Annotated in this window: 12 protein-coding genes and 1 pseudogene; 4 read left to right on the top strand and 9 right to left on the bottom strand. The window is 53.9% G+C overall.

The genetic code is table 11. The annotated features are described in order from the left end of the window. Positions 1 to 113: 113 nt before the first annotated feature. Positions 114 to 1,008: pseudogene (locus A3224_RS09810) on the top strand (IS256 family transposase). Between the two features lie 92 nt (positions 1,009 to 1,100). On the opposite strand, the gene A3224_RS09815 reads toward A3224_RS09810, so the two are convergent. Both A3224_RS09815 and A3224_RS09820 read right to left on the bottom strand, forming a co-directional pair. Continuing rightward, positions 1,101 to 1,412, bottom strand: a complete 312-nt coding sequence (locus A3224_RS09815; RefSeq protein ID WP_067153906.1) for a hypothetical protein — start codon at positions 1,410 to 1,412, stop codon at positions 1,101 to 1,103. Positions 1,413 to 1,778: 366 nt separating this feature from the next. Then, a complete protein-coding gene (locus A3224_RS09820; RefSeq protein ID WP_231902344.1) occupies positions 1,779 to 2,621 on the bottom strand; it encodes an RHS repeat domain-containing protein in 843 nt (280 codons plus the stop codon). An 18-nt stretch (positions 2,622 to 2,639) separates the two neighbouring features. Between A3224_RS09820 and A3224_RS17415 the strand changes: the two genes are divergently transcribed. Beyond that, entirely contained in the window at positions 2,640 to 2,768 is a 129-nt protein-coding gene (locus A3224_RS17415) for a hypothetical protein (protein ID WP_269454572.1), read from the top strand. A 438-nt stretch (positions 2,769 to 3,206) separates the two neighbouring features. On the opposite strand, the gene A3224_RS09825 is transcribed toward A3224_RS17415, so the two are convergent. Further along, complete coding sequence (locus tag A3224_RS09825) at positions 3,207 to 3,614, bottom strand: SEL1-like repeat protein (protein WP_067153912.1); 408 nt, start codon at positions 3,612 to 3,614, stop codon at positions 3,207 to 3,209. 19 nt (positions 3,615 to 3,633) lie between these two features. Beyond that, positions 3,634 to 4,842, bottom strand: a complete 1,209-nt coding sequence (locus A3224_RS09830; protein WP_231902345.1) for an RHS repeat-associated core domain-containing protein — start codon at positions 4,840 to 4,842, stop codon at positions 3,634 to 3,636. On the opposite strand from A3224_RS09830, the gene A3224_RS17275 reads away from it, so the two are divergent. Both A3224_RS17275 and A3224_RS17715 read left to right on the top strand, forming a co-directional pair. Further along, complete coding sequence (locus A3224_RS17275; RefSeq protein ID WP_231902346.1) at positions 4,822 to 5,181, top strand: hypothetical protein; 360 nt, start codon at positions 4,822 to 4,824, stop codon at positions 5,179 to 5,181. The two genes, A3224_RS09830 and A3224_RS17275, sit on opposite strands and share 21 nt — an antisense overlap. Before the next feature lie 39 nt (positions 5,182 to 5,220). Then, positions 5,221 to 5,568, top strand: coding sequence for a hypothetical protein (locus A3224_RS17715; RefSeq protein WP_231902347.1), 348 nt, complete (start codon positions 5,221 to 5,223; stop codon positions 5,566 to 5,568). A gap of 75 nt (positions 5,569 to 5,643) precedes the next feature. On the opposite strand, the gene tnpA is transcribed toward A3224_RS17715, so the two are convergent. The 5 genes from tnpA to A3224_RS09850 all read right to left on the bottom strand — a co-directional run bounded on the left by tnpA (position 5,644) and on the right by A3224_RS09850 (position 11,962). Continuing rightward, a complete protein-coding gene (gene tnpA, locus A3224_RS17645; RefSeq protein WP_407939294.1) occupies positions 5,644 to 5,904 on the bottom strand; it encodes an IS66 family insertion sequence element accessory protein TnpA in 261 nt (86 codons plus the stop codon). A gap of 137 nt (positions 5,905 to 6,041) precedes the next feature. Beyond that, positions 6,042 to 6,242, bottom strand: a complete 201-nt coding sequence (locus A3224_RS16890) for a hypothetical protein (RefSeq protein ID WP_139223324.1) — start codon at positions 6,240 to 6,242, stop codon at positions 6,042 to 6,044. Between the two features lie 50 nt (positions 6,243 to 6,292). Next, positions 6,293 to 6,685 (bottom strand): sel1 repeat family protein, encoded by a 393-nt coding sequence (locus A3224_RS09840; RefSeq protein WP_067153921.1) that lies wholly within the window; start codon positions 6,683 to 6,685, stop codon positions 6,293 to 6,295. 13 nt (positions 6,686 to 6,698) lie between these two features. Then, a complete protein-coding gene (locus A3224_RS09845; RefSeq protein ID WP_082817471.1) occupies positions 6,699 to 11,570 on the bottom strand; it encodes an RHS repeat-associated core domain-containing protein in 4,872 nt (1,623 codons plus the stop codon). 98 nt (positions 11,571 to 11,668) lie between these two features. Further along, a complete protein-coding gene (locus tag A3224_RS09850) occupies positions 11,669 to 11,962 on the bottom strand; it encodes a hypothetical protein (protein ID WP_067153926.1) in 294 nt (97 codons plus the stop codon). Positions 11,963 to 12,562: the final 600 nt, after the last annotated feature.

A 12,562-nucleotide genomic window follows, 5' to 3' on the forward strand; every position in this document is an offset into this window, starting at 1 on the left:
CCAGCAATATTTGCCAATACTTGCTCACGAGTTGAAAAAGTGGGCATACGGTTTGGAAATACTGTTCATAATTCTGCGTCATTTCTTTACCATTAACAAAAAAGAGATGACCCATGACCAAACCTACCTTCGATATGGATGCCGCATCAAGGCACTGCGTGAGGGCAAAGACCTCAGTGGCAAAGACGGCATCCTGACCCCACTGATCAAACAGCTTACCGAAGCGGCCATGCGGGCGGAGCAGGAGGAGCACCTCACAAGCGAGGACAAGCCCAACCGAAAGAATGGCCATACATCTAAGACCATAAAGAGCTACACTGGCAGCTTTGAACTGGATACGCCGCGGGACCGTGCCGGCACCTTAGAACCACAGATCGCCCAAAAGCGTCAAACCCAGCTTACCGACGAACTGGAGCGCAAAGTGATTACCTGTTTGCCCTCGGTAACAGCTACCAGGACATCCCACATACATTGATAGCCTGTGTGGATGGCCTACAGGGCTTCCCCGAAGCCATTGAGAGTATCTACCCCAAGACGGAGGTCCAGCACTGCGTGATCTACTAGATCCGAAATTCGAAGAAGTACGTGGCTTCCAAGAACCAGAAGGCCTTTATGGCGGATCTCAAATGTGTCTACAAAGCGGCAGCACTCAATGCTGCCGAGAGCGCACTGGACGAGCTGGAAGCCAAGTGGGGCGACAAATACCCGATGGTGATCAAATCCTGGCGCAGCAAGTGGCCCACACTATCGGCCTACTTCAAATATCCGGAATACGTACGCAAGCCGATTTACACCACAAACGCCGTTGAAGCCGTGCACAGGCAGTTTCGAAAACTGACCAAAACCAAAGGTGGCTTCGCCAATGAGAACAGCTTACTCAAGCTGCTGTACGCCGGTATACTGAAGGCCTCCGAGCGCTGGACGCACCCAATCCTGAACTGGAACCTGACGCTGTCACAGCTGGCGATCCACTTCCCAGAGCGCTTGGAGAAATACATCAGTCTATGAGGCTATTTGGCTGACACAGAATTTTGAACACCCTCGAACTTTTCAATTACAGTTTTATAGGTGTCCCGAAATGTTGCAAGGAATGTCCGTGTTTACTTGATCACGTCATTTTCTATAACACTGAAGTGCTGTATATTATATGATCTTCCCAACTCATTCTTAAGTTCTTCCCAAATTGCCCTGCCCTCGATGTCAAAAGCTTGTTCTGCATCAGGGCTTTCAAAGCCAGATGAGGTTGGATCAACTTCATTTAGAGTGGCGTCATATACATCTTGCCACTTTTCGATTCTTTTTTTGAGATCTTCTGAGATCGGCAAGCTAGCTGGATTAATATTGTCAGTACTATCGATATCCCACAATGCGAAACATTCGTAATCCGGCATAAGCTTTAAATTTTTAACCATGTATCTTACTCCGTTGTATATGGTGAAGGCCGTGATTGAGGATTAGCTCCAACGATGAATCCGTTATCAGAGACAGTGACACTAATTCGGTGCCTAGTATCGTTAAACACAGTTTCATAGATTGGTCTACCCCGATTCTTACCTTGATATCCTATTATTTTCCCTTGAGTGACCGCAGTCATTAGTGCGTCTGGAATCTGATCTGAATGTATTCCGACATTGGCAAAATCTTGCTTATGTTGAGTTAGTATATGCTCAAGGCCAGCTCGTTTATTTCCCGTTTCGAGGAAGACAATTTTTCCATCTTGAGCCTTACGTATGTCTACGATGTTTTCCGCAGTATGCTTAATAACTCTCTGGCTAAGCTCATCTAAATAATAGCTGCTTATTCAGCGTAGCTAGTTCATCCACGTACTTAGCATGCAACGCACTATTTACAGTACTACTATTGCCTGAAACATTAGGATGCTGCGTTTCTTCTTTACACGTCAATCCTAGCGGATCAACCCAACCCACCGGATTCGGCACATACTGGTAGTTATTAATCCCTCCCAGTAACCCAATCGGGTCCTGCTGCGTAAACGCCCCAACCTCCGGATCATAATACCTGAACCGGTTGTAGTGCAGCCCAGTTTCTTCATCGTAGTACTGTCCCTGGAACCGGATCGGTTGTTCGATGCGGTTGCAGTGTTTGATGGCTAGGTTGCCATAGGCTGTGTAGCTGACGCTCCAGGCAATTTCGCCCTGGCTGTCGGTCAGGGTGTCGGGGGTGCCCAGGTGGTCCAGGTGGTAGTGGTAGAGCTCGCCGTTTTCGTCCAGGGCGATGGGTTTGAAGGTGCCCGGTTCGAAGTAGTAAGTGCGGGTTTTGAGTTGCTGTTGGGTGTTCAGGTCGCGCGCAGTTTCGCGCAGGAGTAGGTCGCCGTCCCAGAGGAAGTCGGTGTGTTGGTCGCTGTCGGTTTTGGCGATGCGGTTGCCGCGGATTTGGGTGTTGGCGGCTTGTTGTTTGGCTTCTTCCACGGAGCCGGCGGCGGCGAGGATGTTGTGGGCCGGGTCGTGGATGAAGTGTTCGGGGTTGGGGCCTTCGACCTGGGTGAGGCGGTCGAGGGGGTCGTAGTGGTAGTTGCGGGTGCCGCGCAGGCTGTCTTCGATCTGTGCCAGTTGTCCTGCGGTGTTGTAGCGGTAGCGGCGTTGGTGTAGGGGGTTCTGCACGGGTTTTTCGGTGGTGCCTTGGGCTTTGCCAAGGCGCATTTGTTGCAGCCGGCCCTGGGGGTCGTATTGGTGTTCGGTGGCAAGGCCGTTGCCGTGCTGGCGCTGGATTTCGCGGCCGAGGTCGTCGTGGGCTATCGCGGCGAGTAGCTGTTCCGCTTGGGCGCCGGCGGGTCGGCGGTGGAGGCTTTGGAATTGGTCGGCGGCGTTGTAGGCAAATTTCAGTTGTTCGCCGTCGGGCAGTGTGGTGGCGATGCGGTTGCCGGCGGCGTCGTAGTGGTGGGTGATTTTTGCCTGGCCTTGCCAGTCGGCGATGAAGCTAAGGAGGGTATTCTATTTTTATGGGTGTCCCGAAATGTCGTACCGAAATGTCGTAGTCGAATTGGTAGCTGTAGGTGGGCTGGCTGTCGATGGGGGCGCCCCATTGGCGCAGACAGCGGGCGCTGGGGCTTTTCGATTACATTTTATGGGTGTCCCGAAATACATTGGGGTTACATTTTTATGGGTGTCCCGAAATGATGGCGTTTATGGCTAATTTTCTTTATCTTTCCAAGTTTTGGGCGCCCCGAAAATGCTCCCGGAAATGATCTATGGGTTATAGCCATTGGATTTAATTTCTGCAAGAAAAGCTTTAGCCTCAACATTTCCTGATAATGCTGATTTCTCAGCCCATTTTATTGATTCTTTAATTTGACCTTCTTCTCTTAAAAAAATGGCGTAACGAAATTGGGATATGGCGTCCCCCAAGATTGCGGATTTTTTCATCCAATAAATTTGTTTTTTTCGGTCTAAACGGGAGAACGTATAATAATTTAGCACTTTTGTGGCACTTACTACGTCGCCAGACTCCCCCTTCTTTATATAACTAGAAAGTTCATCAGGGTTCAGGAAATAGATCGAGGCAGTAGAAATTGGTTGCTCATCGGAGATAATGGCGCTTTCTTTACTTTTAGTTATCTCTGGTATTTCAACAGGTTTTGGTTTTTCTTGTGACATGGTGCTATCTATCCTTTTCTTATAAGCCGTTTTGAGGTTTAAAAAGATAAAAATTTCCAGGCCTATTGTAGTCTATGCCCCCGATTTCTAATTCCTCATAAGGGGCTACCTTTCCATCAGGCCAATACCATAACGTAGTATCTGGCGCCAATACATCTGACTTTATTTCATTAGCCAATTGCTGTGCATAGCAGTTGCTGTTGGCTTTGAAATTTCCGGTGTTGCATGATAGCAAGTTCACTCGCATCCCGGGTTCATACTTGGGATGACTTAATATCATTTGGGCCAATTTATTTGCTGAAATTGGATTGTGATTTTGATCGATAATTTCATGCGGATCCCCATGAGCCCCAATGCTTAAGCTAGTATGGTTGTTTGGAACTTTTTTAGCATAGTAGTGAATATGTTCATTTGTCGGGAATAAATTAATATCAACACCAGTATAGGTGTCTGTCAGGGGGTCATAATTTTCTGGGATTTCTTTACATGTTAGGCCTAATGGATCGACCCATCTAACGGGGTTTTTTACGTAGATATAGTTATTCAGGCCACCGAAGAGTCCAATCGGGTCCTGCTGCGTAAACGCCCCAACCTCCGGATCATAATACCTGAACCGGTTGTAGTGCAGCCCAGTTTCTTCATCGTAGTACTGTCCCTGGAACCGGATCGGTTGTTCGATGCGGTTGCAGTGTTTGATGGCTAGGTTGCCATAGGCTGTGTAGCTGACGCTCCAGGCAATTTCGCCCTGGCTGTCGGTCAGGGTGTCGGGGGTGCCCAGGTGGTCCAGGTGGTAGTGGTAGAGTTCGCCGTTTTCGTCCAGGGCGATGGGTTTGAAGGTGCCCGGTTCGAAGTAGTAGGTGCGGGTTTTGGCGGTTTCTCCGCTGTTTATTTTTTGTACGGTTTCGCGCAGGAGTAGGTCGCCGTCCCAGAGGAAGTCGGTGTGTTGGTCGCTGTCGGTTTTGGCGATGCGGCGGCCTAAGGGGTCGTATTGGTAGTGGGTTTGTTGTTGTAGTTGTTCCTGGCCGTTGTCGTCGATTTTGAGTTGTTCGACGCGGGTCAGCTGCTGGCGGCTGTTGTAGTGGTAGCGGGTTTGCAGCTTTTGGTTTTTGCCTCTGAGGGCGGCGATGCGGTTGCCGTGGGTGTCGTAGCGGTAGTGGGTGTCGCCGCGGAAGGCGAGGCGGTTGCCGCGGATTTGGGTGTTGGCGGCTTGTTGTTTGGCTTCTTCCACGGAGCCGGCGGCGGCGAGGATGTTGTGGGCCGGGTCGTGGATGAAGTGTTCGGGGTTGGGGCCTTCGACCTGGGTGAGGCGGTCGAGGGGGTCGTAGTGGTAGTTGCGGGTGCCGCGCAGGCTGTCTTCGATCTGTGCCAGTTGGCCTGCGGTGTTGTAGCGGTAGCGGCGTTGGTGCAGGGGGTTCTGCACGGGTTTTTCGGTGGTGCCTTGGGCTTTGCCAAGGCGCATTTGTTGCAGCCGGCCCTGGGGGTCGTATTGGTGTTCGGTGGCAAGGCCGTTGCCGTGCTGGCGCTGGATTTCGCGGCCGAGGTCGTCGTGGGCTATCGCGGCGAGTAGCTGTTCCGCTTCGGCGCCGGCGAGTCGGCGGTGGAGGCTTTGGAATTGGCCGGCGGCGTTGTAGGCAAATTTCAGTTGTTCGCCGTCGGGCAGTGTGGTGGCGATGCGGTTGCCAGCGGCGTCGTAGTGGTGGGTGATTTTGGCCTGGCCTTGCCAGTCGGCGATGAAGCTAAGGAAGGGTTTCTATTTTTATGGGTGTCTCGAAATGTTATTCTTCTCCCAACACAGAATCTTGATTTTATCCTTGGCCCGATTGCAGAACACAAACAGCGTTTCTTCAAAGGGATTGAGAGCCTTCTCTTACTCGACGATGGCCGCCAGGCCGTTGATGGATTTGCGCATATCCATCCAGTCTCGGTAGAGGTAAACTCTGGGGTAATGCTTTGATGACCGGATCACGATGTCACCTCCAGGGCCAATAAGTCAGACAGCAAGGCCTTGCTGAGCGCTGGAACCTGCAGGCTATACCGTTGGGCAACACAATTTCTGCAGGCGAAGGTGTAGGTGTAACACAGCCACCTCGACTGGTTTAACCGGGACAAAGCGGCCACTGGAATTTGTGGGCTCTGACCCCGGAATCAGCCCGCGTTTTCGCAGCAGGTATACCCAGTTGTGAAAGCACTTGGCATCCAGTTGGTGCTCGCGTGCATAGACAGCGAGGGATTTTCCGGAGAATTTTGCGGCTTGGTAGTGGTCCAGCCAGTACTTTTGCTTTTTGGTGATTTATGGCATTGCTGATCCTGCTTTTTTATGGATTTGAAGGCAGGATGGCATTTGGGAAGCGGGGTGTTAAGGTGTGGAAGAATTACCGCTTACCTACAACAAGATCTTAAATATCGGAATTACTCATTTATTTTCCTTTAGTTTGAAATTTTTCCAGAAGTCTCGGCGCCTTCCGGGGCGTGGTGGCAGATGGGGTGGGGGTGGCCGTTGAGGCGGTACCGTCTACGCCACCACAGTTCCGGTGGCGCCTTTTTCATCATAGTGCCGTCGAATTGGTAGCTGTAGGTAGACTGGCCGTCGATGGGGGAGCCCCATTGACGCAGGAAGTGGGCCTTCACTGCTCCATTTTCACGGATATTTAGAAAGGCTCTTCAAAAGGTCTTCATGTTTACGAGCTAGATTTAAGTCTCTTTATAAATTCATGCGCACTGGAATCTCCTGATGATGCAGCCTTTTTAGCCCATTTTATTGCCTCTCCAATTTCACCTTTCTCGCTCAAATATAAGGCATAATTAAACTGGGATGGGGTGTCTCCTAATTCTGCAGCTTTTTTCATCCAGTAAACTTTTAGTTCCTCGTTGAGGTTTGAAAACATATAGTAATTTAGAACTTTTATTGCACTTTTTTTGTTGCCAGATTCTCCGTTTTTTATATGGCAAGCTAATTCTTCTGGTGTAAGGAAGTAAATGGCCCCAGTGGAAGTTGGGGGTTCATTAGACTTTTGGGAGTTGTCTTTGTTCATCCAACTCATATCTATTGGTTCAGGTTTTTTTTTAGTCATTTTATTTCTATAACTAGGATCTAGTTTTCGGTTTGAATAAGTAAAACTGTCCAGGCTTGCTGTAGTCTATCTCTCCATTAGGCGATTTTTGGTAAGGAGCTATATTTCCGTTTGTCCAATACCAAAGCAAGGTGTCAGGAGCTACAACTTCTGTATTTAACTCATTCGCTAATTGTTGCGCATAACAGTTGCTATTTGCCATGAAGTTTCCAGTATTGCAAGACAGTAAGTTTACACGCATTCCCGGCTCGTATTTGGGGTGGTTTAATATTCTTTGGGCCAGGTTTTTGGCTGGAATGACTTTTCGATTTTGGTCAACAATTGCGTGCGGAGATCCATGGGCGCCAATACTCAAACTAGTGTGGTTGTTGGCTACTAGTTTTGCTGAATAATGTATTTGTTCATTTTCTGGGAATAGGTTTATATCAACACCAGTATAGGTGTCTGTCAAGGGGTCATAATTTTCTGGGATTTCTTTACATGTTAGGCCTAATGGATCGACCCATCTAACGGGGTTTTTTACGTAGATATAGTTATTCAGGCCACCGAAGAGTCCAATCGGATCCTGCTGCGTAAACGCCCCAACCTCCGGATCATAATACCTGAACCGGTTGTAGTGCAGCCCAGTTTCTTCATCGTAGTACTGTCCCTGGAACCGGATCGGTTGTTCGATGCGGTTGCAGTGTTTGATGGCTAGGTTGCCATAGGCTGTGTAGCTGACGCTCCAGGCGATTTCGCCCTGGCTGTCGGTCAGGGTGTCGGGGGTGCCCAGGTGGTCCAGGTGGTAGTGGTAGAGTTCGCCGTTTTCGTCCAGGGCGATGGGTTTGAAGGTGCCCGGTTCGAAGTAGTAGGTGCGGGTTTTGGCGGTTTCTTTGCTGTTTGTTTTCTGTACGGTTTCGCGCAGGAGTAGGTCGCCGTCCCAGAGGAAGTCGGTGTGTTGGTCGTCGTTGATTTTGGCGATGCGGCGGCCTAAGGGGTCGTATTGGTAGTGGGTTTGTTGTTGTAGTTGTTCCTGGCCGTTGTCGTCGATTTTGAGTTGTTCGACGCGGGTCAGCTGCTGGCGGCTGTTGTAGTGGTAGCGGGTTTGCAGCTTTTGGTTTTTGCCTCTGAGGGCGGCGATGCGGTTGCCGTGGGTGTCGTAGCGGTAGTGGGTGTCGCCGCGGAAGGCGAGGCGGTTGCCGCGGATTTGGGTGTTGGCGGCTTGTTGTTTGGCTTCTTCCACGGAGCCGGCGGCGGCGAGGATGTTGTGGGCCGGGTCGTGGATGAAGTGTTCGGGGTTGGGGCCTTCGACCTGGGTGAGGCGGTCGAGGGGGTCGTAGTGGTAGTTGCGGGTGCCGCGCAGGCTGTCTTCGATCTGTGCCAGTTGGCCTGCGGTGTTGTAGCGGTAGCGGCGTTGGTGCAGGGGGTTCTGCACGGGTTTTTCGGTGGTGCCTTGGGCTTTGCCAAGGCGCATTTGTTGCAGCCGGCCCTGGGGGTCGTATTGGTGTTCGGTGGCAAGGCCGTTGCCGTGCTGGCGCTGGATTTCGCGGCCGAGGTCGTCGTGGGCTATCGCGGCGAGTAGCTGTTCCGCTTGGGCGCCGGCGGGTCGGCGGTGGAGGCTTTGGAATTGGTCGGCGGCGTTGTAGGCAAATTTCAGTTGTTCGCCGTCGGGCAGTGTGGTGGCGATGCGGTTGCCGGCGGCGTCGTAGTGGTGGGTGATTTTGGCCTGGCCTTGCCAGTCGGCGGTCACGCGGCCGCAGGGGTCGTATTCCCAGCGCAGTTTGCGGTGAGGGTTTTGGGCTTCGATGAGTTGTCCGAGGCGGTTGTAGCGGAAGCTGGTGGTGCCGTCGGGGGTGATTTCTTGCAGCAGGCGGCCGAAGGGGTCCCGTTCGAAGAGGGTGTCTATGCCTTTGCCGGTGTCGGGGTCGGTGACGGCGCGGCTGCTGATGAGGTGGCCGGCGCGGTTGTAGGCGTAGCGGGTGATGCGGCCGTCGAAGCCGGTTTCTTCGATCAGGCGTTCGGCCAGGTCGTATTTGAGGGTGTAGCGTTCGCCCTTTTCGTTGGTGAGGCCGATGAGGTTGCGCTCGCCGTCGTAGTGGTATTGGAGGCGGCTGCCGTCGGGGTTGGTACGGGCTTTGACTTGGCTTAAGCCGTCGTATTCGTAGCGGGTGCTGCGGCCTTCGGCGTCGATGATTTCCGCTACCAGGCCATGAGGGGTGTAGCGGTATTCGGTGCGGGTACCGTCCGGCGCGATAACGGCGCTGATGCGGTCTTGGGCGTCGTATTCGTAGCGGGTGCTCTGATTGGGTCCGTGTTGTACTTCGATCAGGCGTTGGGCGTTGTCGTAGCGGTAGTGCTGCGAGCGGCCCATGGGGTCGTGCACGGCGGTGAGTTTGCCCTGGGGGTTCCAGAGGTAGCGGGTGGTGTGGCCGAGGGGGTCGGTGACGGCACCCACGAGGCCCAGGGGGTTGTAGCTGTATTGGGTGGCGTTGCCGAGGGGGTCGATGGTTTCGGTGATCTGGCCGCTTTGGTTGTAGCGGCGTTGCCAGCGGTGGCCGGCGGGGTCGGTAATTTTTTCCGGTAGACCTTCGGCGTTGTATTCGATGCGGTGTTCGCCGCCGGTGGCGTCGATTTTTTTGATAAGGCGGTTGTGGCTGTCGTATTCGTAGTGTTCTTCGCGCAGCTGGCCGTCTTCGCTGGGCAGTTGGACTTTGGTCAGTTGGCCCAGGTCGTTGTAGGTGTATAGGGTTTCTGCGCCTTCCGGGTCGCGGTGGTAGATGGGGAGGGCGCGGTCGTTGAAGCGGTAGCGTTCTACGCCGCCGCGGGTGTCGGTGACGGTGACGCCTTTGCCGTCCTGGTCCCAGTCGAATTGGTAGCTGTAGGTGGGCTGGCCGTCGATGGGGTCGCCCCATTGGCGCAGGCAGCGGGCGCCGGGGCCTTCGCGGTCCCATTCGAAGTGGAAGCTGTAGCCGCTTTTCAGGGTGCGCTGTTGGATGACGTGTTGGTGGTAGCGGTAGTGTTCGCTGTGGCCTTCGGCATCCGTGGCTTGGATTAGGTCGCCTTCTTCGCTGTATTGGTAGCGGGCCAGTTGGGTGATGCGGCCGTCGCGGGTTTCTTTTTTCAGTTCGCTGATGCGGCCGCCGGTACTGCTGATGTGCAGGGCTTCTCCGAGGCTGCTTTCCACACAGATGAGGCGTTCTTCGATGTAGTGGAAGCGGTAGCCGTTGCCGTAGCCGTCGCGGATTTCCGCCAGCCTCAGGGCGTTGGCGGAAGATCCTGCGGCAGTGAAGTGTTTTTGCACACCTTTGGGGGCGCCGTAGGGGCTGATGATCCAGTGGTCGTCGGCGATGCGGGTCAGGCTGAGGCGTTCGGCCACATTGTGGCTGCGGCCGCTTTTGCCGGGTACCGGCAGGGCGATGACGCGACCTTCGGCGTCGTGGAAGTGCAGGGGTTTGTCCTTGCCGCGGTATTCGAGGCGTTCGCCCAGGGTGTGGGTCCAGCCGTGGCCGAGGCCGAAGTCTTTGGGGTTGCTGCTGCGGTAGGTGCGCGCCATCACCAGCGGCAGGGGGCCGTCGAGGACGGCGTCCACCAGAGTCAGGCGTTCCTCGCCGGTCTTCAGGTTGATGGGCTCGCCGCCCTCGACGGCGTTGGCATTGTTCTGGCTGGTTTCGCCGCTCTGGTTTTGCCCGGTCTCGCTGTTGGTGTTGTCCGGTTCGGTGGGGTCGGCTTTGGCCTGGGGTTGCTTGGCGCTGTCGCTGTCCGCTGGCGGGGCGCTCTTGTCGGTGCTGCTGGCCTTGGTTTGTGCGGGGGCTGCGGGCGGTCCCTGAGGCGCGGGGGCGTCGACGGTTTCCAAGTCGTCGAAGCTGGCGCCTTTACCTCGGGCGCCGCGGGTTTTGGCCCGAGCCAGTTGTTGTCTTCGGCCCTTGGCAAAGTCCATCATCAGTTCGCCCACGACTTTGAAGCGGCCGAGCAGGCGGGTGTTTTTGGCTATGTTGGCCACAGCGCCGGCACCGCCGCTAACAGCGGCCAATATGATGGTGAGGATAATTTCAAATACGCCGGCACCGGCTAGTTCGGTGATTTCCAGGCTGTGCTGGGCCTTGACATAGTCTTTGGCGAACTGGGTGACAGCGCTGCGCAGGTTGGGATCGCCGTACAGCAGTTCGGCGATTTCAAAGGCCTGTTCCAGTTGTTTGCGGGAAATCTTGCTGGGGTCAAAGCCCAGCACATCGACGATTTCTTTGTGTACCTGCGACAGGTGTTCGCTAATGGACTGGTCCAGGGGTTTGTCGTACAGGAGGTAGTCGTATGAGGCAGTTACCGTTGTAATACTCTGGCGGACGGGGTGAACCAGAGCCACCACTTCCATCACGTCCTTGGCCCATACCGCCAGGTCCCAGGCAGCATTGCCAAGGCCGGTGGCGCCGCGCTCGATATAGGCGCCGACTTTTTCCAGTGTGCTGCGCTTCTCGTGGACTTTCTGAATCCGCGCCGCCTCGGCGCGCTCCTCGGCGATAATCCGCTGCAGGCCGCGACGGATTTGCTCCAGCAGCTGGGATTGCTGTTCCGCCAACTGGTTTTCACCCAGAGGGTTTTCCTCGATGATCAGGCGGTTTTCCCGCAGGGCCAGATACACCTGCCGGTGCCTGTCGCTCAGATGGCTCGGCGCCTCTGCGTGGAGGGTGATGGAAGTGTGGCTTTCTGCGGTATGCAGGCTGCGCGCAGAAGGGTCGGGATATTTTTTGTCGAAGGCGAGGAATTGCTCGTAAATCTGATCGAGTACGTCCGTGTCAAAAGTCTCCAGCAGGAGGTGGACGTCGAGGTTTTGGGGCATCCCGGTGTGGTAAGTCCATCCCGCTCTCACCCGATAGCGAATTCCCCGGCGGTTTTCGACGCTCAAGTACATAGACAATCCCTTGGCCTGTTGTAAAAGCCAAATTTTAAATTAATGAAAAATTTTGGCAAAGGAGGGGGACTGTGATGAGTTACTAAAAATTAGCAATTTTAACCCGCGAAACCGCGCTGACTGTTCGGAGGAAATATCAGCTCACCCAAGGTCAGTAGATAGCCCATGGTAGCCTCCCCCCCCTGGATGCGCTGCCGCTCGGCCTCCGCCAGTTCTTTTGCTTCCTGTACTTGCTGCTCACAGGCGAAGGCTTCCCTCAGACATTTAGCGCCGTTGCTGAGACCTGCCAGCACGGTCTTTCGGACGACGCCACCTTTGTCGTTCGAATAGACGCGGACACCGCTGTAGGCGTCGCGATCAGCGATGTGGCGCAGTGTCGACCGCCACCCCACCGGCAAATTGTGACAATGGGCAGGGAGCGACCTACGGCGTGGTGGCTTTGCGGACGGGTCCACTTTAGCCGACTTTGATGGTGCGATAGCATTATGACGCTTACCAAGGCGGGTGAACAGGTGGTCTAGCGTCTATCTATAGGAATTTTTTCAGGCCCTATGATCGTATTTACCCACTGTAACCGAGAGAACAGATGAAGTTTGGGCTGGCACCACAGGTGAAGATGTATCACCGGAAGCCCGATTCAAGCAATTCCAGGGCGCGCTTGAACTTGGTATCGATCATCCGTTTTATGAGGAGTTAAAGACATTTGGGTCGGATGCACTGTTTCAGCAACCATTTCACCTCCCCTTCCGTCGCAAGCAGAGCCGAGCCGCCTCTGTGACTACACACTCGCTCTTGACGCTGATTAAAAAAGACTCACAAGGAGTTTCTGAGGAACCTCTGATTAATTCGCTTCCTAACGGTAAAAATTCTTTGGAGCTAGATGAGAAGCTCAGGTGATAGGATGGCCATTTCGAAACCGTCGGATACAGGGATGTATCCGTCGGAGCTACAGGGAAGTACTCGTGCGTTTTCGAAATGGCCATCCTATTGCC

Origin of the sequence: Microbulbifer thermotolerans, from assembly GCF_001617625.1 — a bacterium.
Taxonomy (GTDB): domain Bacteria; phylum Pseudomonadota; class Gammaproteobacteria; order Pseudomonadales; family Cellvibrionaceae; genus Microbulbifer; species Microbulbifer thermotolerans.